Origin of the sequence: Paenibacillus sp. ATY16, assembly GCF_003399985.2 — a bacterium.
GTDB classification, from domain to species: domain Bacteria; phylum Bacillota; class Bacilli; order Paenibacillales; family Paenibacillaceae; genus Pristimantibacillus; species Pristimantibacillus glycanilyticus.
The window spans coordinates 1-24,586 of the sequence record NZ_NMOK02000016.1 but is presented as its reverse complement, the minus strand read 5'-3'; the positions used below and the strand labels follow the sequence as shown (position 1 = coordinate 24,586).

General features: G+C 52.7%; 25 protein-coding genes and 1 pseudogene. 15 read left to right on the top strand and 11 right to left on the bottom strand.

Going from position 1 to position 24,586, the window contains the following annotated elements:
- Positions 1-34 precede the first annotated feature (34 nt).
- A complete protein-coding gene (locus CFI03_RS10285) occupies positions 35-1,591 on the top strand; it encodes an ABC-F family ATP-binding cassette domain-containing protein (protein WP_248757326.1) in 1,557 nt (518 codons plus the stop codon).
- A 25-nt stretch (positions 1,592-1,616) separates the two neighbouring features.
- On the opposite strand, the gene CFI03_RS10280 is transcribed toward CFI03_RS10285, so the two are convergent.
- Complete coding sequence (locus CFI03_RS10280) at positions 1,617-2,165, bottom strand: hypothetical protein (RefSeq protein WP_248757325.1); 549 nt, start codon at positions 2,163-2,165, stop codon at positions 1,617-1,619.
- A gap of 93 nt (positions 2,166-2,258) precedes the next feature.
- On the opposite strand from CFI03_RS10280, the gene CFI03_RS10275 reads away from it, so the two are divergent.
- From CFI03_RS10275 to pheA, 8 genes are all read left to right on the top strand, one after another.
- On the top strand, positions 2,259-2,876 hold the full coding sequence (locus tag CFI03_RS10275) for a TetR/AcrR family transcriptional regulator (protein WP_248757324.1): 618 nt from the start codon (positions 2,259-2,261) through the stop codon (positions 2,874-2,876).
- A gap of 283 nt (positions 2,877-3,159) precedes the next feature.
- Positions 3,160-4,299 carry a hypothetical protein gene (locus tag CFI03_RS10270; protein ID WP_248757323.1) on the top strand — a complete coding sequence of 380 codons (1,140 nt, stop codon included), beginning with the start codon at positions 3,160-3,162 and terminating at the stop codon, positions 4,297-4,299.
- A 34-nt stretch (positions 4,300-4,333) separates the two neighbouring features.
- Positions 4,334-5,869 carry a glycan biosynthesis hexose transferase WsfD gene (gene wsfD, locus CFI03_RS10265; protein ID WP_248757322.1) on the top strand — a complete coding sequence of 512 codons (1,536 nt, stop codon included), beginning with the start codon at positions 4,334-4,336 and terminating at the stop codon, positions 5,867-5,869.
- Positions 5,866-7,434, top strand: a complete 1,569-nt coding sequence (locus tag CFI03_RS10260; protein ID WP_248757321.1) for a hypothetical protein — start codon at positions 5,866-5,868, stop codon at positions 7,432-7,434. Before wsfD ends, CFI03_RS10260 begins: the two co-directional genes overlap by 4 nt.
- Entirely contained in the window at positions 7,431-8,684 is a 1,254-nt protein-coding gene (locus CFI03_RS10255; RefSeq protein WP_248757320.1) for a glycosyltransferase family 2 protein, read from the top strand. The genes CFI03_RS10260 and CFI03_RS10255 overlap by 4 nt, the downstream gene beginning before the upstream one ends.
- 18 nt (positions 8,685-8,702) lie before the next feature.
- Positions 8,703-10,775 carry a cellulose biosynthesis cyclic di-GMP-binding regulatory protein BcsB gene (locus CFI03_RS10250; protein WP_248757319.1) on the top strand — a complete coding sequence of 691 codons (2,073 nt, stop codon included), beginning with the start codon at positions 8,703-8,705 and terminating at the stop codon, positions 10,773-10,775.
- A gap of 5 nt (positions 10,776-10,780) precedes the next feature.
- Positions 10,781-11,632 (top strand): diguanylate cyclase domain-containing protein, encoded by an 852-nt coding sequence (locus CFI03_RS10245; RefSeq protein WP_248757318.1) that lies wholly within the window; start codon positions 10,781-10,783, stop codon positions 11,630-11,632.
- Between the two features lie 97 nt (positions 11,633-11,729).
- Complete coding sequence (gene pheA, locus CFI03_RS10240; protein ID WP_248757317.1) at positions 11,730-12,554, top strand: prephenate dehydratase; 825 nt, start codon at positions 11,730-11,732, stop codon at positions 12,552-12,554.
- Positions 12,555-12,562: 8 nt separating this feature from the next.
- Here pheA and CFI03_RS10235 read toward each other — a convergent pair whose 3' ends face one another.
- Positions 12,563-13,150 (bottom strand): NAD(P)H-dependent oxidoreductase, encoded by a 588-nt coding sequence (locus CFI03_RS10235; RefSeq protein WP_248757316.1) that lies wholly within the window; start codon positions 13,148-13,150, stop codon positions 12,563-12,565.
- Between the two features lie 129 nt (positions 13,151-13,279).
- Between CFI03_RS10235 and CFI03_RS10230 the strand changes: the two genes are divergently transcribed.
- Positions 13,280-13,726, top strand: coding sequence for a MarR family winged helix-turn-helix transcriptional regulator (locus CFI03_RS10230; protein ID WP_248757315.1), 447 nt, complete (start codon positions 13,280-13,282; stop codon positions 13,724-13,726).
- Between the two features lie 38 nt (positions 13,727-13,764).
- Entirely contained in the window at positions 13,765-14,868 is a 1,104-nt protein-coding gene (locus tag CFI03_RS10225; RefSeq protein ID WP_248757314.1) for an MBL fold metallo-hydrolase, read from the top strand.
- Between the two features lie 51 nt (positions 14,869-14,919).
- Here CFI03_RS10225 and CFI03_RS10220 read toward each other — a convergent pair whose 3' ends face one another.
- The 6 genes from CFI03_RS10220 to CFI03_RS10195 form a co-directional block, all read right to left on the bottom strand.
- Positions 14,920-16,638, bottom strand: coding sequence for a sulfatase-like hydrolase/transferase (locus tag CFI03_RS10220; protein ID WP_248757429.1), 1,719 nt, complete (start codon positions 16,636-16,638; stop codon positions 14,920-14,922).
- Positions 16,639-16,723: 85 nt separating this feature from the next.
- Complete coding sequence (locus tag CFI03_RS10215; RefSeq protein ID WP_248757313.1) at positions 16,724-16,981, bottom strand: transporter; 258 nt, start codon at positions 16,979-16,981, stop codon at positions 16,724-16,726.
- Positions 16,982-17,141: 160 nt separating this feature from the next.
- A complete protein-coding gene (locus CFI03_RS10210; RefSeq protein ID WP_127495858.1) occupies positions 17,142-18,359 on the bottom strand; it encodes a cation:proton antiporter in 1,218 nt (405 codons plus the stop codon).
- A 3-nt stretch (positions 18,360-18,362) separates the two neighbouring features.
- A complete protein-coding gene (locus CFI03_RS10205; protein ID WP_127495857.1) occupies positions 18,363-18,857 on the bottom strand; it encodes a cation:proton antiporter regulatory subunit in 495 nt (164 codons plus the stop codon).
- A 107-nt stretch (positions 18,858-18,964) separates the two neighbouring features.
- Complete coding sequence (locus tag CFI03_RS10200; protein ID WP_248757312.1) at positions 18,965-19,327, bottom strand: hypothetical protein; 363 nt, start codon at positions 19,325-19,327, stop codon at positions 18,965-18,967.
- 107 nt (positions 19,328-19,434) lie between these two features.
- On the bottom strand, positions 19,435-19,917 hold the full coding sequence (locus CFI03_RS10195; RefSeq protein WP_248757311.1) for an HPP family protein: 483 nt from the start codon (positions 19,915-19,917) through the stop codon (positions 19,435-19,437).
- A gap of 120 nt (positions 19,918-20,037) precedes the next feature.
- Here CFI03_RS10195 and CFI03_RS10190 point away from each other — a divergent pair, with 120 nt between their 5' ends.
- On the top strand, positions 20,038-20,898 hold the full coding sequence (locus CFI03_RS10190) for a LysR family transcriptional regulator (RefSeq protein WP_248757310.1): 861 nt from the start codon (positions 20,038-20,040) through the stop codon (positions 20,896-20,898).
- Positions 20,899-20,961: 63 nt separating this feature from the next.
- On the opposite strand, the gene CFI03_RS10185 is transcribed toward CFI03_RS10190, so the two are convergent.
- Positions 20,962-21,735: an SDR family NAD(P)-dependent oxidoreductase gene (locus tag CFI03_RS10185; protein ID WP_248757309.1), complete on the bottom strand. Its 774-nt coding sequence runs from the start codon at positions 21,733-21,735 to the stop codon at positions 20,962-20,964.
- Positions 21,736-21,804: 69 nt separating this feature from the next.
- Positions 21,805-22,380, bottom strand: a complete 576-nt coding sequence (locus CFI03_RS10180; protein ID WP_248757308.1) for a TetR/AcrR family transcriptional regulator — start codon at positions 22,378-22,380, stop codon at positions 21,805-21,807.
- 182 nt (positions 22,381-22,562) lie between these two features.
- Between CFI03_RS10180 and CFI03_RS10175 the strand changes: the two genes are divergently transcribed.
- The 3 genes from CFI03_RS10175 (at position 22,563) to CFI03_RS10165 (ending at position 24,253) form a co-directional block, all read left to right on the top strand.
- The gene (locus tag CFI03_RS10175) at positions 22,563-23,324 is read left to right on the top strand and encodes a tryptophan-rich sensory protein (protein ID WP_248757307.1); all 762 of its coding nucleotides are present in this window, start codon (positions 22,563-22,565) and stop codon (positions 23,322-23,324) included.
- Between the two features lie 107 nt (positions 23,325-23,431).
- Entirely contained in the window at positions 23,432-23,866 is a 435-nt protein-coding gene (locus CFI03_RS10170; RefSeq protein WP_236013546.1) for a MarR family winged helix-turn-helix transcriptional regulator, read from the top strand.
- A gap of 21 nt (positions 23,867-23,887) precedes the next feature.
- A complete protein-coding gene (locus CFI03_RS10165; protein WP_248757306.1) occupies positions 23,888-24,253 on the top strand; it encodes a VOC family protein in 366 nt (121 codons plus the stop codon).
- A gap of 39 nt (positions 24,254-24,292) precedes the next feature.
- Here CFI03_RS10165 and CFI03_RS10160 read toward each other — a convergent pair.
- Positions 24,293-24,586, bottom strand: a pseudogene (locus tag CFI03_RS10160) (Kelch repeat-containing protein); the annotation flags it as partial.

The following is a 24,586-nucleotide window of genomic DNA, read 5'->3' as shown; positions in this document are numbered from 1 at the left end:
ACGGTAGCGTATAAAGGAATGGAGATAAAAGAGAATGAGTTTGTTAACAGTGGAGCAGTTATCGCATACGTTTGGCGATCGGGTATTGTTTAAGGACGTGAACTTCCGGTTGCTTGAAGGGGAGCATATCGGTCTGGTTGGCGCGAACGGTACGGGGAAATCGACGCTTATGAATATTTTGACGGGTAAGCTATTGAAGGACGAAGGCAGGGTGGAATGGACGCCCCGGGTCCGTTACGGTTATCTGGACCAGCATACGAAGCTTGAAGCGGGGAAGACGATTCGCGATGTGCTCAAGGACGCGTTCCTGCCGCTGCTTGAATTGGAGGAGGAGCTTAACGATATTGCCGCGCAGATGGGCGATGCCGATCCGGATACGCTGGAGCAGCTGCTAGTACGGATGGGAGAAATCCAAGAGGAGCTCGAAATCGGCGATTTCTATTTGATCGACGTGAAGGTCGACGAGATGGCGAATGGTCTGGGGCTCAATGCGATTGGTCTTGATCGTGACGTTACGGCGCTTAGCGGCGGACAACGGACGAAGGTTCTGCTTGCCAAGCTGCTGCTGGAGAAGCCGGGCGTCTTATTGCTTGATGAGCCTACCAACTATTTGGATGAAGAGCATATTATCTGGCTGACGAATTATTTGAAGAATTATCCTCACGCCTTTGTTCTTATTTCTCATGAGACCGGCTTTATGAACCAGGTGGTTAACGTCATTTACCATCTTGAATTTACGAGGCTGACGCGTTACACCGCCAACTATGAGAAGTTCCTGGAGATGGCCGAGCTGAACAAAGCGCAGCATATCGACGCCTACGCGAAGCAGCAGGATTATATTAAGAAGCAAGAAGAGTTTATTCAGAAAAACAAGGCTCGCGCATCTACCTCAGGGCGTGCGAAAAGCCGCGAGAAGCAGCTGGGCCGCATCGATCTCATCGATAAGCCGGAGGAAGCCGCGAAGCCAACCTTTAACTTCAAGGAGTCCAGAACAAGCGGCAAGACCGTATTCGAAGCGCAGGGAATGGTTATCGGCTACAACAAACCCCTTCTTCCCAAGATGGATATGGTTATTGAGCGCGGCGATAAGATTGCGATCGTAGGCTGCAACGGCGTGGGTAAATCCACTCTCTTGAAATCGATTCTTGGCGTTATTCCGCCGCTGGACGGCAAGACCTACCTAGGCGATTATTTATCGCCTGCGTACTTTGAGCAGGAAGCGAAGGCGCCGACGATGACTCCGCTGGAGGATGTATGGGATGAGTTTTCCTTCATGAACCAGCATGAGGTTCGCGCAGCGCTTGCCCGCTGCGGACTCAAGAACGAGCATATTACCCGCCCGCTTAACCAGCTCAGCGGGGGAGAGCAGGCGAAGGTTCGCTTGTGCAAGCTGATGATGCGGGAGAGCAACTGGATCCTGTTCGACGAACCGACGAACCATTTGGACATCGTGGCCAAGGCGGAATTGAAGCGTGCGCTGAAAGCCTACAAGGGTACGATCGTTCTCGTCTCTCACGAGCCTGATTTCTATGAGGATTGGGCAACGAAAACATGGGATGTGGAAGCCTGGGCTATGCAGAGCCAGAGATAAGATAATAGCAAAGAAAGAGCATAGCTTAATCGCTATGCTCTTTCTTTGCTTTGCGCGGCCATAACGTGTAACTAAAGCTCATCAGGAAATCGATAGCGAGGACAATGGACCACATCTGAATGAGCGATCGAAGGCTTGCCGTCCGGGTCTCATCGCCGATCCATGCAATAATGCCAAGCAGCAAAGCGCATCCGATGCCCCAGGCAAGAAGATGGAGGAGCCATCCTTTTCGCTCATTCCGCGCATGCTCCGCGCCATGCTTAACCTTTGGTTCAGGAGGGGGACCTCCGGCGAACCGGTGAGCAAAGCGGATATCCGCCCAGCGGATCATCCGGCTGCCGAACGCAATTGAGATGCCGATATAAATGGCGGCGAGGCCATGAATGAAGCTGGCTTCTCCGCCTTGATGCAAGTCGTATGCGGTGGCTGCAAGCAGAACTAAATCTACAACCGGTGTGCAGGCAAGCAGAACAGCGCCTAATGTCTTGCGGCGCAGAAGGTATCGGCATGCCAGACCCGCAAGCACAAACACCCAGAACGCAATTTCACAGCCGATAATGACAGAGACGACCATAGAGGTATGAATCCGCTCCTTTTTTAGCACAATTGTATTATTAAGATTATAACACAGTTGTGCTAAAAAAGGACGGAGGATTATAATAGAGCCATGCCTAAAATTGTCGATCATCAAATACGCAAGGAACAATTGGCGGAGGCAGCCTGGAAGGTGATCCGCCGGGAAGGCTTGGACAAGCTTTCCGTACGCCGTGTAGCCGATGAAGCGGGCCTATCGCTTGGTTCGCTGAGGCATTATTTCGAGACGCAAGCCGAGCTGCTGACCTTCTCCATGCGGCTGTTGTCGAAGCGTGTGAATGAACGCATCCGGAAGCTGAGCTATACCGTTGATATGCGGCGCAATATGGAGATGGTTATCGCCGAGCTGCTGCCACTGGACGAGGAGCGTACGGCGGAGGCGGAGCTGTGGCTTTCTTATGTCGGGAAGACGATTTCCGACCCAGCTATTCGCGAGCTTAGTCTTGAAGTGCATGACGAGCTGTATGCCGGCTTTCGGCAAATGCTCGATACTTTGATTAACCTTAATCTGGCCAAGGACGGAATTGACCCCGGAGAGGAGACGAAACTGCTGCACGCCCTTGTGGATGGTTTGGTGGTGCATCGGGTCATGGTTCCGGAGCGGATTGATACCGGAGAGATGGAGCGTATGGTCTCCCGTCATTTGGACCGGATCTTCAGAAGCTCTTCCCAAGATAAAAGCGGAAATTAGATCCCTGACGGGACTGGTTTCCGCTTTTTTCCTTTGTTGTTTTATCATTTGAAATAGACCGCAAGTCTGAAAAAAATGAGAGCGTTTAACCCGGCCAAAGCTCAAAATTTAGTCAAAAATTCTCATATTTTAGCAACATTTATCGGTTATCCTTGAATAAAGTCCTTTTTTGACGCGTAACATGAAACTTCCTTTAATTGCTACTCGTCTCGGGATTAAAGCAAAAGGTATGATATTTAAGATGGGGATAGAGTAACAGATTTTAGGCATGGGGTTGAAGACCGTGAACAAGCGATGGGGTTTTGCGGCCGCTTTGATTGTCATCCTGCTGGCCGTGTATTGGGTTTATAGCAGCAAGGACGGCGGGGTGGAAGGCAGCAAAGACAGTGTTGCCCTGCCCTCGAAATATGGCGATACGCCTCAGCTGACCCCGCATCGTGAGCAACTGCAGCAATTTATTGATCAGAAGCTTACGGGAGAGGCCGGCATCTACACGAATTATAAGGAAACGGATGAGGCAGCGGAGACCGCTACCGGTCATGAGACGCTAAGCGAGTCGGCCGGTCTGCTGATGCGTTATTACGCGCTTACCGGGCAGCGGGAAGCGTTTGATGCCGCATGGTCGCGGGCTAGAGTGACGCTGGCAGCGGATTATGGCTTCAGCTATCGCTATAGTCCTCTTCACGATAAAAAATATACCGTTAATGCCGTTGTCGACGATCTGCGGATCATTCGCGCATTATACGAGGCCGAGACGGCTTTTGGCAATGACGGCAACTATGGCCGGGAGGCCGCTCATTACGGCGGACTCGTCTATGAACACAATGTCCAAGGGGACAAGCTTTACGATTTCTACGACGGTACCTATGGAACAACTAACGATTTCCTAACCTTATGCTATGCCGATTTTCGGTCCATCCGGCTGCTGGAGGTTCCGTCCAAGGATAAACGGGCATTGGAAGACAACCTGCTTACAATCGTCTCGGGAGGGTATTTATCCGATAAGTTCCCTTTTTACGAAACCCGTTATGATTACGAATCAGGCAAGTACGGCGACCATGAAGGGGAAATCAGTACCATTGAGTCTCTTCTGACGGTGTTGTCGCTCGCCGAGATTGATCAGGAGCGTCCCGCCAGCATTACGTATCTCAAGAAGGCAGTGGAAGCGGGAACGCTGTACGGACGTTACGGCCGGGACGGCAAGCCGGTGACGGATATTCAATCGACGGCCGCTTACGCGATCGCCGCGATGATTGGCTCGACGATTGGAGATCAAGTGCTTTACCGGAACAGCGTGAAACGCATGGAGCAATACCGCGTGGACGATCAAGCAAGCCCGATTGCCGGAAGCTTCGGGAATCCGGCAACGGAAGAAGTCTATTCGTTCGATAATTTGACGGCTTTATTGGCTTATGCCTATTAAGACTTCATAGAACGCGCAAGGAAAGGGGCATGGCATGAATAAGCTGCGGCGAATAAAGCTCGTACAAACGATAATCGTATGGCAAAAATACATATCTCCGGCCTCGCTGGCGGCGTTTGGCGTTGCGCTTATTTTGCTGATCGAGCTCTTTATTCCGCCTTATATCGGAATGGCGGACAATGGGGATTATTACCGGATTCTATATAGCAACGGCCTGTACTTCAATGCGCCGGATTATACGAGCCAGACACTCGGATATTTTGTCAAAAATTTCGGAATTTTCCAATACTACAACGAGAATAGCGCCCTGCTGTATTCCTCTCAAACGCTATTCGTTCGTCTAGCGCTTACGATCAGCGAATGGTTTGGTTATAACCGTCAGTTCGATATCCGGATTCAGGCGGCGCTTTACGGCGTGCTGTATGTAGGGGCGGTTTACCTGCTAGTGAAGGCAGCCGCATGGAAGGCTTCGCGCCGTGCGGGCTACGGACTGGCGCTTGGCGCTGTTTTTGTATTCGGGGATATCGGATACCTCGCGTATTTCAACTCTTTCTATAGCGAAAGCGTCGTTCTGATCATGCTGATGTATTTGTTCAGCGCGGGGATGCTGCTGTACCAGCGCCAGTACAACGACTATTTCCTGCTGTTCCTTTTTGGAGCTAGCGCAATGATCCTTACGACAAGCAAGCAGCAGAATGCGCCGATTGGCCTAATTGTCGCCATGGTGGCGGTACTGTTTGTCTTCCTGAAGCGGGATAGGATCTTCCGTACGCTCGCCGGAATGCAGGCGGTTGTCCTGCTGCTTACTGCGGTAGGCACCTATGTCCTCATTCCGGAGCAGTTCGTCAACATTAACAAGTACCACGCCATGACGAGGGGCGTATTGATGACAGCGGATAATCCGGAGCAAGCACTCGATTTCTTCGGGATCGACAGGCAGTTCGCGGTGCTTACCGGCGCCATTTATTATGACCAATTCTCTCCAATTCCAGTCGAATCGGAAGAGATGCAGACGCAATTTTTGGATAAGTATGGCTTCCCCTCCATCGCCAGGTATTATCTGACCCATCCCGATTCGGCCGGGAGAATATTCGAGACGGCGGCCCGCAATGCCTTTTCTAACCGAACCAAGCTCGGGAATTACGAGAAGTCGGCGGACAAGCCGTTCGGCAAGCGTACGCTGGCCTTTTCCGGGTACAGCTATCTGAAAGAATGGGCTGCACCGAAGACTTCCGGGTTTGTAGTCATATGGATGATTGTCATTGCGGGACTGTACGCCGCATCCTTCTACCGGGCCGTGAAGGAGCGGGCGCTTCGGCGAACGCTTCGGCTGTCGATGATTCTCATGATGATGCTGGCGGGACTATGCGCAATGGCGGTTTCGGTTATCGGCGCCGGGGACGCGGACCTCGCCAAGCATGAGTTTTTATTTGCGGTGGCGTTTGATCTCGTGACCTTCTGGGTTATTGCCGACTGCGTATGCCGCCGCTTATGGGGGCCTAACGCGAAGAAAAATGCGGGCGAAGAAGACCCCGAACCATCCGCGTTGTTACAGGGGGGACAGCAATGAGAAGACGGAGAGGAATCAAGCTGTGGCTGCTCGTCATGCTCTGTCTCTCTTTGCCGGCGGCGGTGCTGATTCCGGCTCCGGCAGCGGCTGCGCAGGATTCAGCGAAAGCTGCCCGGGTGCTGCTCGTCTATGACAGCCTGGGAGTGGATACTCCTGCGGCAGGCAATATAGAGGCCTTGCAGCGGCTGCTGCTCTCCTTGGGAGCGACGGTGACGACGGTTGCTTCGGATGCTTATAAGCCCGAAATGGCCAAAGATAATGCGAAGCTGATTACCGTATGCAATACGGAGGATTTATGCGGATCCATTACGCATGGCATGACGGGTTTTACGGGAGAATGGCTGCATATCGGGGCTAATCCGCCGGAGGTCCTTCGCGGGAAGCTGGCTCTGAAGACCGAAACGGCAAGCAGGCAGTCCTTAAAGCTGTCGGTAAACGGGCTCTCCGAGGATCATATCTTCGTTGATCGTCTTGCCTATATTACGGAAGGGAAAGGCGAGACTTACGGGCAGATAACCTCTTCGGAGGGAGCGATCCGGACGCCATTTGCCGTATCGGCCGGCGGTTATGCATACGTATCGTATTTTCAATCGGGCAACCTGAGCGAATTGGCAGTCGCGTATGTTCTGCGGACCTGGCTTAAGGCGGGTGCTCCGACGCAATCTTATCTGCTTATTGGCGGCATCACGCCTTTTATCGATTTGGACAAGCTGGAGGCGTTGTCGGAACAGCTGTACAATGCCGGAATTCCGTTCCTGGTCAGCGTAAGTCCGTTGTTTCAAAATACCGATTATCCGGCAATGCAGCGATATGTGGCCGCTCTGCAAGCCGTGCAGGCTCATAACGGCAGCGTGCTCGTGCAAGTGCCGACGCCAACGTCGGCGGGGCAGGATCCCTCTATTCTGAAGGCGCAGATGGACGGCTTTCTGAATCATCTGGCCGATGCGGGTATTGCCCCGCTCGGGATGACGGGAGATATGAAGCGGGCCCAGGGGAAGGAAGAGCGCGAAGCGGGCTTTGCGTTCTCGGATACGACCATCCTGTTCGCCAATGAATCAGGGAGGGCATCCGGGCAAACGGAGGCGGTACAGCCCTTTGCCGCATCCCCGTATATGATGCCTGCCAAGGTGCTGCTCCGGATCAGCCGCGAGAACAAGATCTGGCCAGCGTTTCCGGTAAATCTGGCCGTTACCTTTGACTGGTTCGAGAGCGATGCCAGTCAGGAAGAAGCCGTTCGCGAGGCTGCCGGCAGCTGGCTGCCGTTTGCGGACTTCAAGTCGGAGACGCATAGCCTCAGCAGCAGCGCGCACAAGGCCGAGTCTCGCAGCGGAGCGCTTCTTCTGGATGGCAAGCCGGCCGATCTGCAGGATCAGGCCGAACCGGAAGAGCAAGCGCCCGTCGTCTCGCAGCCGGAACAAAAGGTCACTTTTCATGCTTTATTTTCGGTGCAGAACCGGATCCTGATTGTCCTTATTATTACAACCTTGATGCTGTTCGCCGTATTCCTCTTGATCGGATACCGGTTATATAAGAAAAAATACTACAAGTCGGGAGGCGGCCTATGACGATACCGGATATATTAATGGTCATATGCGTGCTGTGCATCTGGTCCCTGCTGCTCGTTAATATCGCGCTGATTATCGCCGGCTACTTCTACTATATAAAGCTGGAGAGCGAGAAGCCGCCCGAGCTTCTGCCGGGAGAAGAGCCCTTCGTGTCGATTATGGTACCGGCCCATAACGAGGGCAAGGTTATCGTCAAAACGGTAGAGTCGCTGCTTGCGCTCGATTATCCGCATGACCGTTACGAGATTATCGTCATTAACGATAATTCCTCGGATAACAGCAGCGTGCTGCTGGGTCAGCTTCAGGAGAAATACAAGGGACGCAATCTCATTATCATCAATACCGATAACATAACCGGGGGTAAAGGCAAGTCCAATGCGCTTAACATCGGCTTCACCCGCAGCAAAGGCGAGCTTATCGCCATCTATGATGCCGATAATACGCCGGAGCGGACAGCCCTTCGTTACCTGGTAGCCGAAATCGTGAACGACGCCAAGCTTGGTGCGGTTATCGGCAAGTTCCGGACGCGCAACCGGGACCAAAACCTGCTTACCCGGTTTATTAATATCGAGACGTTATCGTTCCAATGGATGGCCCAAGCCGGCAGGTGGAAGCTGTTCAAGCTGTGCACGATTCCGGGCACCAACTTCATCATGCGCCGCCATATCATTGAGGCTATCGGAGGCTGGGATACGAAAGCGATCGCGGAGGATACCGAGATCAGCTTCCGGATCTACATGATGGGTTACCGGATCAAGTTCCAGCCGAAGTCGGTTACCTGGGAGCAGGAGCCCCAGACGCTGAAGGTATGGTTCAAACAGCGGACGCGCTGGGCGAAGGGGAATATTTACGTGATCGTCAAAAACGTCCCGCTGCTCTTCCGGCCGGAAGCGCGCCGAATCCGCTTCGACATTCTTTATTTTCTGGCTATTTATTTCTTGCTTGTCACCTCGCTCTTAACGTCGGACGCTTTGCTCATTCTGCATGCGCTGGGTTACGTGCATACCACGATTGAGGGACTAAGCTTCTACTTATGGATACTGGCCATTACCTTGTTCGTGGTAGGGACGTTCATCACGCTTATCACGGAAAAAGGCGAAATGCACCCTTCGAATCTCGTCATTATTCTGCTTATGTACGTTACTTACTGTCAGCTGTGGATGCTTGTTGCCGCCAATGGCATGTTTCAATATTTGAAGGACGTGATTTTTAAACGCGAGGCCAAATGGTACAAGACAGAACGGTTTTGACCGAAAGGAAGTGAATTTATGAGAAAAGCCGGATTTACGGCAGGGGTCATCGCGCTGATTATAGCGCTGCTGGTCCCGGGCACGGGGACGCTATCCGCAGCGCCCGGGGTACAGAAGACTTACGAAACGCCTATGTCGGAAACCTCGCTTCTTGGCACCAATGCCTATGCGCAGCAGTTCTTTCAGGTGCCGGATTACTGGAACGTGGAGAGTGCCACTTTCAGGCTGGACTATAAAGTCTCCCAGCTTACCCTTAACGATTTATCGGTGGTTACGCTTAAGCTCAACGGCAAGCCGTTCTACACGTTAAAGCCCGGCACCGAGACGAATCAAAAGGTTACCCGGTCAATCGGACTCCCGCTTGAGTATTTGAAGAGCGGCGTTAACGAGCTGACCATTGAAGGCGTTATTCAGACGCGCAACAATTCGGATCAGATGTGCGTGCCTTCGCAGGACCAGGGCAGCTGGCTGCAAATCTTCGACAGCTCGGGCGTCGACGTGAAATATTCGGCCAAGCCGGTCGGTGCGAGCATCAGCGATTTCAACCGCCATTTCCTGGGCCTGGATACCATTCAGGATGGACAAGCCGGCGTCTTCGTGCCGGAGGAAGTCGATTTGAACGAGACGGAGGCTGCCGTCTATGCGTTGTCCGGATTAACGGGCGTAAGCCAGGACGCCTCGCATCCCATTCCGCTCCTGCCGTATCAGACAAGCAACCTGCAGGGGAAAACGATTCGTATTCTGGTAGCCCTGTCACAGCATCTTCCGGCAGACATTCGCTCGAAGCTGAGCGAATCCGCGCTGCAGGATAAAGCGCTGATTCAATTGATCCAGAGCGATACATCCTCCTTGCTTGTTGTAACGTCCGATAATGCGGACATGCTGAAAAAGGCAGGACGTTTTATCGGCAACCCGGCTTTGATGGGGCAATTGCAAGGAGCATCTAAGCTAGTCGACGAATCGACGGAGGTAAATACGCCGGCGCAAAGCATCAGCCGGTATTTCCCGCTGACGGATTCCGGCGATAAGCTGACCGGCCCGTCGCACCGGGAGAAAAGCTACTACATTACGCTGCCAAGCAACCGCTCTATTGCGGAAGCGAGCAAGCTGAGCCTGGATTTCCGTTATGCGACAAATCTGGACTTTGACCGTTCGATGGTGACGGTGCTGGTGAACAACGTTCCGATCGGAAGCAAGAAGCTGTCCGCCGAGCTTGCGGGCGGCGATAATCTCGAGCTGACCATTCCGAAGAACCTTGGGATCTCGGGCAACTTCACGATCACGACGGCGTTTGACCTGGAGATCAAAAATGCGGTATGTACCGGCAACCAGGACCAGATGCCATGGGCATTTGTCTCCAAGGACTCCGTGCTCCAGCTGAACACGAAGGACCGTACGGACATGCTGTTCAACAACTATCCTTATCCGTTCCTTCGGGACGGCAGCTTTAACCGGGTAGCCGTTGTTCTGCCGCAAACCCAAGACAACTACACGTATGCGGCCCTCTCCAATGTGTTTAACCTGATGGGGCAGTTCGCTGCCTCCAACACGGGCGAAATCCGTTTTTACAAGGACGATGTCAAGGAAAGCGAGCTGAAGGACCGGCAGATTATCGCGATTGGTTCCTATGCGGATAACCGGTACATCCGGGAGAACAACGATAAGCTGTATTTCCAATACGACAAGCAAGGCGAAGGCTTCTTGTCCAATGAGAAGATAAGCATCGAAGAAGGCTACGGCAAGCGGATCGGAACGCTGCAGCTAATCGACTCGCCATACGGCAAAGGGCATGGCTTCCTGGTTATTACGGGCAGCAGCTCCGAATACGTCTACCTGGCGTCGAAGCTGGTCGGGAACGCCGGCAGCCTGTACAAGATTTTCGGCGACGGAGCCATGGTAGACAAGGACGGCGAGGTGCATGCCTTCCGCTTCAAGAAGGAAGCGGTGTCTGAAGCGCCGGCCGTTGTTACGCAGGTGCTGGAACGCGGCGACGTGGTAAGCTTTATGATCGCGTTTATGCTTGTGCTTGCACTGGTGCTAGTGTCGCTTGTGCTTCTCGTCCGCAAGCACCGGAAGAAGAGAAGGGGGTAGGAAGCATGAGGCGTAACACAAGCTTGTTGTCGGACGGCGGCTTTCTGCTGCTGTTCATCGCGTGCTTTGTCTGCATCGTGTTTACGGCGCGTGATCCTAATCTTTATCTGCACAACATTATTTTCTTGAACGTCGCGTTTCTGATCGCGATTGTCACTTATTTCACGACGATCACGACCGGGCTCATCCTGAATATCGCGTTTGTGTTCGGCTACGGTACGTTCACGATCTACCAGACCGTCGTGCAAGGAGGCGTGGTGACCAGCCAAAGCTATTTCTGGCTGATCATGACGCCGGTATTCACTGCGATTACCTGGATGTTCACGCTGGCAAGCAAGCAGCTGCAGGCGGAGAACGAAGCGCTGCAGAAAAAGAATGCTTCGCTCGCCACGATGGATGAGAGCACCAATCTGAAAAACATGCTGTCCTTCCAGAAGGACACGACGGTATTCATGGCGTTGTCCGACCGGTATAAGATTCCGCTGACGCTGCTCGTTCTGAACGTAAAGTACTGGAACGAGCTGAGACGGATGATTGGCGAGGAGCAGCTCAACGCAGCCGTCTATAACATTACGGCGATCAGCCAGACCAGCATACGGGCGAACGATTCGCTCTACATGCTGAGCCAGGAGAATCCGACCTGGGGCCTTCTGCTGTTCACGGACAGGGACGGAGCCGATATTGTCATGAACCGGCTCCGCAGCAGGCTGGCGGAGATTAACGAATCGGAGAGGTCAACCAGCAACCGCTTCGAGCTCAACCTGAAGATGGGGGCTTACGAGTACAACCGGGAAGAAACGCCAACTCCTCTGGAGTGGATTACCCGGGCGCGCAAGGAATTGGAGTACGACGTATAATGGCATGAATCCGAACAGGCAGATGCGTAAATTCGCATGCTGCCTGTTTTTCTATTAATATGAAGATAGATATGAGATCGATTAAAGGAGCTTGAACATGAACAAAGTGGCTTATTTGGGACCTAACGGCACCTTCTCCGAAGAGGCGGCCTTGAAGTTTTTCGAAGGAACGGATACGGAGTGGGTTATGCTGAGCTCGATTCCCGACGTTCTGGAGGCGGTCAGCCGGGATGAGGTAGACAAATGCATGGTGCCGATCGAGAACTCCATCGCGGGTAATATTCATATGACCATCGACGGTCTGCTGTTATACAACTTGAGGATAGAGGCCGATGTCGTCTTTAAGGTATCGCTCCATTTGATCGGAAATCCCGGCAGCTCGATGAGCGATATCCATACGGTAAGATCCATCATGCCCGCCATTAATCAATGCCGTCGGTTCATTAAGGAGCATGCCCTGAAGCTTGAGTATGCGGACAGCACGGCTCACGCAGCCTTGTCGGTCAAGGAATCCGGTGATGCCGGAACGGCCGCGATCGGATCGGCTTCGGTTGCCGAGAAGTATGGCCTGCAGATTCTGGAGAGCGGCGTGCAGGACCATTCCGCGAATCATACCCGTTTTATCGTGGTCAGCAAGAAGCCTAACGAGGATACGGGGCAAAAGAAAACGATGATGCTGATTACTCCTAGCGAAGAGTATCCGGGCGTATTGTCTTCGATTCTGAACGTGTTCTCCGCGCTTGCGATCAACCTCTCTTGGATTGAATCGCGGCCAACCGGCCGCAAGCTTGGCGAGTACAGGTTCCTGATCGAGACGGAAGCCGGGGGCAATGAGCAGCGTATGGATAAAGCGATTAAAATTATCGAAACCTTTGGTCATGACGTTCATGTCCTGGGCAGCTACGCAACGACAATCCTGTAGGATTCGAATTACTGCGCAACGGTCTTGAAATAGCGATAAATCCGTTCAAGCTTCTGCTCTTGCTTTCCTTGCTTTTTCTCCATGCCGCCGAATTCGAAGAACTTCACTTTCTTGATGCCGACATAGCTGAAGAGGGCTTTCCGCATAAGCACCTTATGAGCATTATTGAGCCAGAACAGCGGATAAAAGGAAGGTCCTTTCATGGTGGAGATGCATACGACCGATTTGCCCTTCAAGAGGCCTTCGGGAAGGAGCTTTCCATTATCGCGGTATGCGAAGTTTGAAGCAAACATTCGGTCAATGTAACCAAGCAGCATCGCCGGCGGCCGGCCCCACCAGATCGGGTAGACAAGCACGATTTTCTCGGCCCAGAGCAGCTGCTGGCGATGCCTGTCGAGCTCCGGGTCGGCATGCATATCCCGCCTGCGCTTATTCTCGTTAAACACAAGCAGCGGATCGAACGATTCGGCATAAAGGTCAAGCACCTGTATCTCTTCGACTTGATTGTTCTCTTGCAGGCCCTGGATCGTTTTCTGCAGGAAGGAATAGCTGAGGCTGTTATGGTTCGGATGCGTGTAAATAATAAGGGTTTTCATCGGACACCTTCTTTGTTATCATTTGATAAGAAGTTATCACGCAACGTAATTTGTTGTCAATAGATAATTATTATTTGACAACAAAAAGGATGATTTCAGCCCAGCCCGGTTATAAGGAGATGGTCCAACATGGATGCCAAGGATAAACTATTCGGGCAGATGGTGTCCCACATCGCAGCTTCCCACCAATTGCATTACGATATGACGAAGGGAATGCCGATGGATGATATCACGCCTCTGCAATACGAAATAATGGAATTTCTGACGGTGAAACAGCCGATTACATTAAGCGAAATCAGCGACTGCAAAGGCATCTCGATGCCGAACACGAGCCGTGAGATCCGCAAGCTGACGGAGAAAGGGCTCTGCGAGAAGATTGAGGATCGGGAGGACCGGAGGAAGCAGTACATCCGGCTGTCCACGCTTGGCGAAGAGAAAATGGGAATGGCCTTCGGCCATATGAGACAGCTGTTCCTGCAGCAAATCGAGCATGTGCCGGAGGCGGATTTGGCCCGGATTTCAGAGGCGCTTGAAGTGCTTGGCAGGACGATCTTTCGCGAGAACGCGAATTCATGAAGTCCGATACTGATAAAAGCTAAGAGGTGATAGTCATCATGGCCATATTTATCTTTATTGCTATCGTCATCATTCTTCTTGTTGTATTGTTCTTTGGCATTTATCCGGTGTTTGGCGGCAAGCCGGGCGAGCAGACGTTGGCGCGCATGAAGCGATCCCCTCATTATTCAAACGGCAAGTTTGAGAATGTGCTGCCTTCGGAGATGTCCATGTCGCTGCGCGAGAACCTTGGACTTCTCGCGGAATTTATCCGGGGCAATAAGCTGGCTTCGCCGGAGAACGATTTAGCCGTTATGCCTTTGCATCCGCAGTCGCTGAAGGACAAGGCTGCCGGACAAGCCAAGGTAACCTGGTTTGGGCATTCGGCATTGCTGCTGGAGCTGGACGGCAAAAAGCTGCTGCTCGATCCGATGCTGGGGCGGGCTCCGTCGCCCGTTCCGTGGATCGGGGGCAAACGGTTCAGCAGCCGCCTGCCGATTGAAATCGAGGAGCTGCCTGCCATCGATGCCGTATTGCTGTCGCATGATCATTACGACCATTTGGACTACGGCTCCATTAAACGTCTGAAGGATAAGGTAGGCCGCTTTTTTGTTCCGCTTGGCGTTGCCGCCCATCTCGAGCGCTGGGGCGTTACCCCGGACAAGATTGAGGAATTTCATTGGTGGGAGGAAACCGTCTGGGAAGGGATCCATATGGCCTGCACGCCTGCCCGCCACTTCTCGGGGCGGGGATTAACGGGCCGGAACGGTACCTTATGGTGCTCCTGGGTCTTGCATGGCCGGGATGCTCGGATCTTCTTCAGCGGGGACAGCGGTTACGGGCCGCATTTCCGGCAGATTGGGGAGCAATACGGCCCATTCGACCTTACGTTAATGGAATGCGGTCAATACGATAACCGTTGGGCAGCCATTCATATGCTGCCGGAGGAATCCGTGCAGGCCCATCTGGACGTAAAAGGCGATGTCATGATCCCTATTCATTGGGGAGCCTTCCGGCTTGCGATGCATGATTGGCGGGATCCGGCGGAACGTGCCCTCAAGAAGGCGAGGGAGCTTCGCGCCAAGCTGGCCACCCCGCGGATAGGAGAGCCCGTCATGATCGGAACGGGAACCTATCCTTCCGACGAATGGTGGCGCTCGTAACCATAAGCAAGACCGTGTTCCATTGCGAGGAGGGACACGGTCTTTTTTTAGTTAATTTCTGTTCGGAGTCAGCCGTTTCCGGCTGCGCTGCTCCGTTAATAGTTTCAACATCAGAGCAAATTCTTCCGAAAAGGATGCCGAGTAAGCGGGATGGGCGAGATTGCGCGTCTCAAGAGGGTCGCCCGACAGCGAATACAGCTCGTATTCTTCCGGTACCGGCACTGTTCGAACCCGCGCGGCCCAAGCTATTTCCGTATCGTCCTGCCCGCTCTTAACGGGCACATAGGTAACATCCCTGATTCCGGGCTCGCTCCAGAATTGGGGGTTATCATAATAGCGCGAGAGCTTCCAATATTCTTTGCGCCCGTTCCGGTAGAGCGGCGCGATAACGGTCTCTATATGATTGGGCTGGGACACGGAGGGATAAGGCATGCCCAAAGGGCTGATCTGATGCTGGCCCCGCATAATATCGTCGTCGGTCATGAAATAAACGGGAGTCTCGGGTTCCGGCTGCATGGACATCGCTCCGGCCAAATTCCGGCCGACAAGCGGCCGTGCTTCGCTAAACCGGCTGTCCAGCCTACCCCGTATTTCATCGCCGTCGACGCCTGCCAGCCCCAGAAGGGTGGGGATCAGATCCAGATGGCTGGTCAGGGAGTGGACCGAACGAGGCTCGGGAAACCGCTTTTTATTGCAGACCAGAAGGGGGACCCGGAGAACCTCTTCATAGGCGCAGTACATCTTCTGATGAAGCCCTCCGTGCGAGCCAAGCAAGTCTCCGTGATCGGAGGTGAGGATGATAACGGTATCTTCGAAAAAGGACGTTTTGGCGAGCGCTTCGACTACTTTGCGAAGCTGCTCGTCGGCATTTTTCTGAAGCTGATAATAGAGCTTGCGGTAGAAGGGCTCGTTCGTAATGGGCTGCAGGGCAGCCGGATATAAATCGCGATAACTCGCCTGACAGCGCGGCTTCGTATGTAGGTTCTCGTGACGGGTTGGAGGCGGATTAATATCCGGCACCGGGCCGACATCGAACCGGAATGCGGGGATTCTGGCCGTCAGGTCGCCGTACAGCGTAATATCATGCGGATTAACGAGAGAGGTCACGATAAGCCAAGGCGATTCATCGTTACCGCCAAGCTTGTTTTGTTCCAGAGCCTCAATCAGCCGGACCGTCTCCGCCGCGTAAAACGCATCCCTCCCGCTGGCTCCGCTCCCCGCCGACGACCCGGAATCCCGGGGATTCCGGCCATGCGGCTCGGGTCCAATCCAGCTGGAGAACCCAAACGCCTCCAGTCTGTCCGCATCCTCGTACAAGTCCTGATTATGGTCCGGGTACCCAGTAGCCGGATTGTAGCTTGGAAGCCCTTGCTGGGTACCCGGGACGATAATATCCTCATACGACAAATGCCATTTGCCTTTATAATACGTCCGGTAGCCGGCTTCCCGGAAATAATCGCCCATCGTTGGCACCGTATTCCGGTCCAGCCAGAACATATCCGAATCGGCTGCCTGCTTGGCGATTCCGTTCGTTTGAGTAACGCCATGCAGGGAAGGGTAATGACCGGTGAACAGCGTTGTGCGGCTAGGCGCGCATGCCGCGCTCCCGATGTAATGCCTGTGAAACTCAAGTCCGTTATCTCGAAGCCATTGCTGCGTGACGAGATTTTGTTCGCGCCAAACCCGGGTATCCTTATCCTCGTAAAGGGGAGGGTAACGCATCTCGTCCACGAGAAGGAGCAGAATATTAGGCCTTTCCGCTTCCGCCATAGCCATAGGAGCAACACCTCTCCAGCATTCGTTATTGCTACAACGTATGCGGCCCCGGAGCTGCCTAGAATGAAGCGGGTTCTTCTTAAAATAGGGTAGGTATAGGAGGACAGGAAACCGCTTCAACAAGTCTGGGGTCTATGCCGTAATAGAGCCACGTATAGCCATTCCATCTAAAGCCCGATATTCCGAAGGATTCAACGCTTGTTGGATAATACCAGAACTGCTCGCCGTTACGAAGCCAAACATAGGTATAATTATTTATGCAGTCGATGACGTAGGAAACAGCAGGCTTTGGAGGGACATAGGGTGGAGGGGCTTGTAAAAATTGTCTTATCGTCATGCTTGTTCCTCTCCTTATCGCTGAGTGACTGTCTACTTCGTACTTATGTTACGTAGGTTCATGTTCCATCGCTTGTATAAAAGCCTACTTCCGTGCGCCAAAATCATGCGCGAGAAAGCCGTGCTCCAAGTTGGAACACGGCTTTCTCGCTGTGTCTATTTTATTTCGAATGCGACGTACTTGTCTGCTTGCGGTCCCACCGGAACAGTCGGTTCAACAGATGATATATGAGCTTGTTTTCTTTCGTAAGGAGCGGCCCCAGGATAGCCAGAATCAGGACATACAGGGCGGCAAACGGCTGAATGACAGCCATCAGGGCGCCGGCTTTCGCCATATTCGCCATAATGATGGAGAACTCTCCGCGCGATACGATGGTCAATCCGATATTAACCGAGGCTTTGGGGGACAAGCCCGCGCTTCGTCCGGCAAGCATGCCTGCCGTCAGGTTGCCGATCAGCGTAACGGCCACGGCAGCCAGCGACAGCCACACGGCACCGCCTAAGGCTGTTGGATCGATCGTTAAGCCAAAGCTGAAAAAGAAGACGGCGCCGAAGAAATCCCGGAAGGGGAGGATCAGCTTCTCAATGCGCTTCATATGCTCGGTCTCGGCAAGCACAAGGCCGAACAGTAAAGCTCCAATCGCTTCGGCGACATGGATCGTTTCGGAGAGACCCGCCACCAGGAACAGCCCGGCGAAGATGACAAGAGCAAACAGCTCGTTGGACCGGATATTGAGGAGCTTATTCAGCATAGGTGCCGCTTTGCGGCCAAGGGTAAGAAGCGCAAGCATAAAGACCAGGGCGATAACCGTGGATAAAATAATGCCGCCAATCGAGGTTGAACCGCTTAAGATGAGGCCGGACAGAATGGAAATATAGACAGCCAGGAATACATCCTCGAACATGATAATGCCAAGAATCATCTCCGTCTCCGGATTGGCCGTGCGCTTTAAGTCAACCAATACCTTGGCGACAATGGCGCTTGAGGATATCGTGGTAATCCCGGCAATAACAAGCGTCTCCTGAAACGGAAAGCCGCTCAGCCAACCGAACAGGAGGCCTAGAGTGAAGTTAATGGCGATATAGATCGTGCCGCCGACCGCGATCGAGCGGCCCGATTTGATCAGACGTCCAACGGAGAACTCCAGTCCGAGATAGAAGAGCAGGAACAGGACGCCTAGCCTGCCCATAAACTCGATGAGCGGAGCGCTCTCAATGAAACGGAAGTCGAAATGCCAGAATTCCACCGAGTGGGGACCAACGGCCATTCCGATCAGAATATAGAACGGAATGACGGAAAAACGGATTTTTGCCGACAGCAAACCAGCCACTGCGATTAACGCAATCGCGAGGCCAACCTCGAGTATGATGTGATCCATCCATTAATCACATCCATTCATGAGGATTTTTTTCAATTCTTTATGCTGAGCGCGTTCGCCGGCAACGACAATCGTATGATCGGCAGCCAGAACAACCTCTGGACCGGGATTAATCTGCTTCGCATGATTGGCGGCGAGCAGAGCGATAACGGTTGTTCCCGTATTTTTGCGGATGTTAAGCTCTCCGATTGTCTTTCCGATGCAGGCATAGTGGGACTCGAGTTTGTACCACTCGATAATAAGCTCGTCGAGAGCGACCTCGATGGTCTCCAGCATTTTGGGTTTATACGTCATCCCGCCGATCATGGCGGCAGCCATGCGGGCTTCGTCGTCATCAAGCGTGATCATGGAGATGCTGCTCTCCGGATTTTCGTGGTGGAAGTGATAGCATTCTCTGCGGCCGTCGTTGTGCACGATAATAACCAGCTGGTCGCCGCTGCGGGTATTCATCTGAAATTTTCGCCCGATGCCGGGCAGATCGATTTCACGGATATTCATAAGGGAAGTACCTCCTCGAGTATGATCGAAATTCTATTCCTCTGTTTAAATGGACAGCACAAATCAGACCTCCGCAAATACAAGAACGGAAGAGAGTTGGATGGTCCTTAAACGATGGGATAGGAAGTCGTCAGCTTGAGGGGCATGAGCAGGCGTTTGAGCCGCTCCAGGAATAAGAAGGGGAGTAAGAAAACGCGCTTCGCCAAGAAAAACCGGCGGGGGTAGCTGACCCAGCTGTAGATAACAGCCAGCAGCGCAAGCATGGCAAAAAGCTTGGTGGCAGGAGAGATCGTTACGCGCTTAATGGCCTTCATGCTGTTCGGCAGGCTGTGCTCGATATGCGTGCGGCTGGATTTCGATACGTCGAAATGGCCGTTGCCAAGCATCATCGTTGGCATGCTGAACAGAGCAAAGGCGCCAAGCAGGAAGAGAAGCAGCGTCAGACGACCGGTGAAACGGTATGTTTTCATGAATGACGCCCCCCTTAACGAATAGATTCTGCTTTGCCTTTACCAAGCTAATGCGTGAAGCAGGCTTTACATGTTTTACGCGATTACCGCATAAGAGGTTTCAGCCATTATTTGGAATTAACGCTCGCTTCTTTGGGCTGCTGAGTTCGAGAAGGTTGTTGAATAAACCGGTATGCGGCGCTTATCCCGACCAGAAGCAAGGCTCCGGCGAGTACGGGCGTAAGCAGGAAGGACCAGCCTGCTCCGGCCAGAATCACGACCAGCGGATCCGCGCCTGCCGGCGGATGAAGGGTCTTCGTTACTTGCATAAGCACGATCGACAGCGCAACCGCAGCAGCCATGGTCCAGGCATGCTGGCCAAATACATGCAGAAATGCCAGCCCGGTGATTGTGCTGATCACATGGCCTCCGACCACATTGCGGGGTTTTGCCAGCGGACTGTCCGGAAGGGCGAATACGATGACGCAGGAGGCACCGAACGGGGCCATTAACAGTGCCAGCCCTGTCGCGTGTTCAAACAGGAATAAGAGCAGGACGGCGGCGAAAGCGCCTATGGCCGGCCATAAGAAGCGGATTAAACGGTTAATCATGAAGCACCAGCTCTCCTTTACGATCGATTGCTTCGATGGTATCATGTGCTTAATCATTTGAAAAATGAATATATATGATCAATATCATTTCGAAATAAAATATCTGAAAGGCGGGATATCGTGCTGGATCAATGGGACGGAAGATCGCTCCGTACTTTCCTGACGGTAATGGAGGAGAAGAACTTCAGCCGGGCAGCCGATAAATTGGGTTACGTGCAGTCTACCGTGACGACTCATATCGCGCAGCTGGAGAAGGCAAGCGGCAAGAAGCTGTTTGACCGGCTGCCAAGAGGAGTTGAGCCTACGGAAGCAGGGGCAGCGCTAGCCCGGTTTGCAAGGCAATTTGCTGCTCTAAGCGAGGCGCTGGAAGAGGATTTGCTACGCACGGAGCAGCCGCGAGGGGTGCTGAAGGTCCGTGCTCTAGAGGCGTATTGCGTGACAAGACTGCCCGAGCTGCTTGCTTCTTACGCCGAGCATTACCCCGAGGTTGAACTGCGGCTCTCGACCGGCTTTATGGAAGACATGTGCGGCAGGGTCCTTGAGCAGAAGGATGATCTGGGCCTTGTTCCCCGTGACCCCGGGCATGACGGTCTCGAATTTGTCCCGCTGGCCATTGAGGAATTGGTATGGGTGGGGGCGCCGGAAGGCAGGGGAGGCGGAAAGCAGGTATATATCAGCTACGGGAATGCCTGCCTATACCACGAGCTTGGGGAATCGTCTCTCCGCGAAGCGGGATATGCCTTGCATGACCGCAGAAGCTTCCCAAGCGTGGAATTGATTAAACGTATGGTTCAGTCGGGCTTTGGGATATCGTTATTGCCGAAGGTAAACGTAGAGGAGGAGCTGCGGGCAGGGAAGCTGATCGCACTCGATTTCCCTGTGCCGGAACCCGTTCATCAGGGATTTATCCATCTGAAGGGGAAGCAGCTTCGTCCGGCTGCGGCGGCCTTTATGGACTGGGTGCGTGCGGGCCTGGCTTAAATGGAAAAAGCCGTCCCCGGGAAGGCAGTGCCTTCATCGGAAGCGGCTTTTTGGGCAAGAATGTTATTGACGGTAGATAGGAGCGCCTAACGGAGCTCCATCGGCACCGCCGTCTACTTGAAGCTGGGCAGCCTGAACGAAGGAGGATTCGTCCGAAGCGAGGAAGAGCACGGCATTGGCAATCTCGTCAGGCTCGCCAAGCCGGTTAAGCGGAATAGAGCGGGAGAGACCGGCTTCCAGCTTCGCTATTTGCTCCGGCTCGGTAGCTTTCCAGATCGGGGTTTTCGTAGCACCCGGCACAACAGTGTTCACGCGGATGCCGCGCGGAGACAGCTCGGAGGCGAATACTCTGGCCATGCTCGTAACGGCCCCTTTGCTCGCGGCGTAAGCCGCCCGGGTTACTCCGCCCGTAGTGGCAAGCACCGAGCCGACGAGAATAACGGAGGCGCCTGCTTGCAAATGCGGTACTGCGGCCTGCACCGTGAAGAAGACGCCGGTTACGTTTACCTTCAGAATCTGTTCGAAGTCTTCCAGCTTCGTATCGCCAAGCGGAGTGCCGCCGGAAATACCCGCATTCGCGAAGACGATGTCCAGCTTGCCGAAGCGTTCGATTGCTGCCGCTACCGCTTTTTCCGAGCCAGCAGGATCCGCCGCTTCCGCCTGTACGGCAACGGCATTTTCCGCGCCAAGCTCATTTACCGCAGCCGTTAAAGATTCATGATTGCGTCCCGTTATGACTACCTTTGCGCCTTCCTGAACAAACCGTTTCGCTGTTGCCAGCCCGATACCGCTGTTGCCGCCCGTAATTAAAGCTACTTTACCGTTTAGTCTTGCCATTGTAATCACTGCTCCTTTTTATTTTATCTCTTATTTTGAGAATGATCGTTCTAAAATATTCAAAAAAATTTAGTCTAAAATAGACATCGTTGTAGCAATAACCTGTTGTAATTTCTCTGTATGGTTTTGCGTCTTTACCATAACCCGCAGCCCGATAAGCGCATTGTTGAGGTAAGGGGCTAGCAGCTCCGGCTCTAGCGAGGCTGACAGCTCCCCGGCTTGTTGGCCTTTTATAATCAGCTTGCGAAAAAGCTCTTCCGTGCCTGCCCAGCCTTGGTTAACGCAGGATTCAAGCTCGGGATCGTGCATGGCCAGCTCCACGGCGGTATTAACCATCAGGCAGCCTCTTGGCCGTTCCTCACTCTGAGCGATAGCGGCCTCCATGACGGAAAGGATGGCGGCTTTTGCGGACAGGGAGGACTGTGCCCGTTGTTCAATGGAGCTCCAGACGGTGTCGCTGTAGCGTTTTAAGGCCATTAAATATAAGGCATGTTTATCTCCAAACGTATCGTAAATGCTTCTTCTGTGAATGCCCATATGCTCAACGAGATCCTGCATGGAGGTCTTCTCGTAGCCTTGCGTCCAGAACAGCTTCATTGCCTTCAGCAGGACGGCATCTACGTCAAATTCTTTGCTTCTGGCCAAATGTTCACTGCCTCCTTTCTGAACACAGCTTATCATATTGAGAACGATCGGTAAAGAATTATTTTTTACTGATCGTTCTCAAAAGGGTGTGGAGGCGCTAAACAGGCAAATTCGATTAATAATACGACGGGATGTCCAATAATATAGTGTATATTCATTTTTGCTGAAGCGGGTGATGTGGAATGAAGCTTATTCTGCGTTGGTTAAACGCTGCTGGGCTAGTCCTCGTACTTATTATGAATTATCTCGCAGAAACTATCCCAATTGGAGGCCAAACGACAGGTGAGATTGCAGCGCAGTATCCCGTTCTGATTCAACCTGCCGGGTATGCATTTGGAATATGGACGGTTATATACGCCTTGCTCATTGGTTTTGTAATGTTTTCCTTTACGGCAAAGGGCAAGGCTAGTTCGGCCATAAACGCAATCGGAATATATTTTTTCCTAAGCTGTTTGTTTAATGCGGCATGGCTAGTTCTCTGGCATCTTGAGAAGCTGGCAAGCAGCGTAACGATCATGTTTGCATTGCTGTTGGCTCTGATTCTTATTTATACGGGCGTCCGGCAGAAAACCATTCGTTCCTTGACGCGAGCCGAACAGCTGTTGGTGCTGCTGCCTTTCAGCTTGTATCTTGGATGGATCTGCGTGGCTAGCATCGTGAACGTATCCGTGGCTCTTTACGCTTCCGATTGGAACCGATTGGGCCTGTCTGAAGAGGCATGGACCGTAATCATGCTGCTTGTTGCGGCGCTGCTCTGTATATGGGTCGGAGGAAATTATCGCGACGGGGCTTTTATGGCGGTGTTTGTCTGGGCTTTTGTGGCTATAGGAGTCAACAATGGAGGGAAGCATCCCGTTATTGCGTGGACGGCCTATTTACTGGCCTCACTGATTGCTGTGCTTGCTCTATATACGCTGTTTCGAGGTAGACGGAAGAGGCTGTAAAAGGCTTCTTCCTATTTTTATAAAATTAGTTGCAATAACATCCTAATTAACGTATGATGTAAATAAAATAGTTGCAATAACATTCTATTGGCAAGGAGGATATTAAATTGAACGGACAATCCGAATCTCATGGCCAATATATTTCGGCGATTTACCGCCATATGCAAGTGCTGATCTCGGCTGAACTAGCTCCATATCGGATTGGGAGCGGGCAGTATATATTTCTGATGGCAATAGCGAACGCGCAGCCGGCCACGCAGAAAGGATTGAGTGAGAAGCTTTTTATTGATAAGACCACAACGGCAAAAGCGATCGCTAAGCTAGAGGCTGAGGGTTACGTGCGGAGAGAGCCGGATCCTTCGGATAACCGTTACCATCTGCTTTACTTGACGAAAGAGGGGCAAGAAGTAGTCCCTCACGTCCAAGAGGCTTTAAATCGGGTAAAGAGCAAAACCAGAAAAGGAATAAGCGATGAGGAGTACGGCTTATTGTTAACGCTGTTGAAGAACGTGTTACACAATTTGACCGATCAAGTCAATTAGAATTGGGGAGGATGAATAGCTATGCTTGCTCAACCCTTTATCGCGGTGGAGAACTGTAAAGAGGAAATCCGGTATTATCAAAAGGTGTTTGGCGGCGAGGTCGTTATTCTGCGACAGCAGGGCGATACCGTTCTGAATGCGGATCTGCTTGTGGAGGGAACAACGATAAAATTCGCGGATATTCGAGCTGCAAAGCCGCTTATGAAAGGCGACTATGTCAGGGTGTTCCTTAAGATTGACGCGGAAGAAGCATTCCGTCGCATCTACGGGGAGTTTGCAAAAAGCGGAACCGTTCATACGGAAATGTATGAAGCCCCGTTTAACGGTTTGCTGGCAATCGTGAACGACCGGAACGGCGTATGCTGGGTGCTGTCTTATTATAGATAGGAAACAACGGTGCAGGATAATTCCTGCACCGTTTGTTTTTTAGCCACCGAAACCTTGAGGGATAATAACCCCATTGCAACCACCTTCGTATGGACAGGTTGGATCGGTAATAGGTATATCAATATCGCCAGTACCATCGCCTGGCTGTTCGCAAGAACCGTCGCCTGGCTGCTCGCCAGAGCCGTCGCCTGGCTGTTCGCCAGAGCCGTCGCCTGGCTGTTCGCCAGAGCCGTCGCCTGGCTGCTCGCCAGAGCCGTCGCCTGGCTGTTCGCCAGAGCCGTCGCCTGGCTGCTCGCCAGAGCCGTCGCCTGGCTGCTCGCCAGAGCCGTCGCC

What these genes read in the sequence shown, in the direction of transcription:
- CFI03_RS10260 (WP_248757321.1), top strand. Translation starts at nt 5,866, where the DNA reads ATGAGAAGACGGAGAGGAATCAAGCTGTGGCTGCTCGTCATGCTCTGT.
- CFI03_RS10200 (WP_248757312.1), bottom strand. Translation starts at nt 19,327, where the DNA reads ATGAAAACATACCGTTTCACCGGTCGTCTGACGCTGCTTCTCTTCCTG.
- CFI03_RS10205 (WP_127495857.1), bottom strand. Translation starts at nt 18,857, where the DNA reads ATGAATATCCGTGAAATCGATCTGCCCGGCATCGGGCGAAAATTTCAG.
- CFI03_RS10220 (WP_248757429.1), bottom strand. Translation starts at nt 16,638, where the DNA reads ATGGCGGAAGCGGAAAGGCCTAATATTCTGCTCCTTCTCGTGGACGAG.
- CFI03_RS10285 (WP_248757326.1), top strand. Translation starts at nt 35, where the DNA reads ATGAGTTTGTTAACAGTGGAGCAGTTATCGCATACGTTTGGCGATCGG.
- CFI03_RS10280 (WP_248757325.1), bottom strand. Translation starts at nt 2,165, where the DNA reads ATGGTCGTCTCTGTCATTATCGGCTGTGAAATTGCGTTCTGGGTGTTT.
- CFI03_RS10185 (WP_248757309.1), bottom strand. Translation starts at nt 21,735, where the DNA reads ATGGCAAGACTAAACGGTAAAGTAGCTTTAATTACGGGCGGCAACAGC.
- CFI03_RS10230 (WP_248757315.1), top strand. Translation starts at nt 13,280, where the DNA reads ATGGATGCCAAGGATAAACTATTCGGGCAGATGGTGTCCCACATCGCA.
- CFI03_RS10275 (WP_248757324.1), top strand. Translation starts at nt 2,259, where the DNA reads ATGCCTAAAATTGTCGATCATCAAATACGCAAGGAACAATTGGCGGAG.
- CFI03_RS10175 (WP_248757307.1), top strand. Translation starts at nt 22,563, where the DNA reads ATGAAGCTTATTCTGCGTTGGTTAAACGCTGCTGGGCTAGTCCTCGTA.
- pheA (WP_248757317.1), top strand. Translation starts at nt 11,730, where the DNA reads ATGAACAAAGTGGCTTATTTGGGACCTAACGGCACCTTCTCCGAAGAG.
- CFI03_RS10195 (WP_248757311.1), bottom strand. Translation starts at nt 19,917, where the DNA reads ATGATTAACCGTTTAATCCGCTTCTTATGGCCGGCCATAGGCGCTTTC.
- CFI03_RS10245 (WP_248757318.1), top strand. Translation starts at nt 10,781, where the DNA reads ATGAGGCGTAACACAAGCTTGTTGTCGGACGGCGGCTTTCTGCTGCTG.
- CFI03_RS10235 (WP_248757316.1), bottom strand. Translation starts at nt 13,150, where the DNA reads ATGAAAACCCTTATTATTTACACGCATCCGAACCATAACAGCCTCAGC.
- CFI03_RS10215 (WP_248757313.1), bottom strand. Translation starts at nt 16,981, where the DNA reads ATGACGATAAGACAATTTTTACAAGCCCCTCCACCCTATGTCCCTCCA.
- CFI03_RS10225 (WP_248757314.1), top strand. Translation starts at nt 13,765, where the DNA reads ATGGCCATATTTATCTTTATTGCTATCGTCATCATTCTTCTTGTTGTA.
- wsfD (WP_248757322.1), top strand. Translation starts at nt 4,334, where the DNA reads ATGAATAAGCTGCGGCGAATAAAGCTCGTACAAACGATAATCGTATGG.
- CFI03_RS10250 (WP_248757319.1), top strand. Translation starts at nt 8,703, where the DNA reads ATGAGAAAAGCCGGATTTACGGCAGGGGTCATCGCGCTGATTATAGCG.
- CFI03_RS10210 (WP_127495858.1), bottom strand. Translation starts at nt 18,359, where the DNA reads ATGGATCACATCATACTCGAGGTTGGCCTCGCGATTGCGTTAATCGCA.
- CFI03_RS10255 (WP_248757320.1), top strand. Translation starts at nt 7,431, where the DNA reads ATGACGATACCGGATATATTAATGGTCATATGCGTGCTGTGCATCTGG.
- CFI03_RS10165 (WP_248757306.1), top strand. Translation starts at nt 23,888, where the DNA reads ATGCTTGCTCAACCCTTTATCGCGGTGGAGAACTGTAAAGAGGAAATC.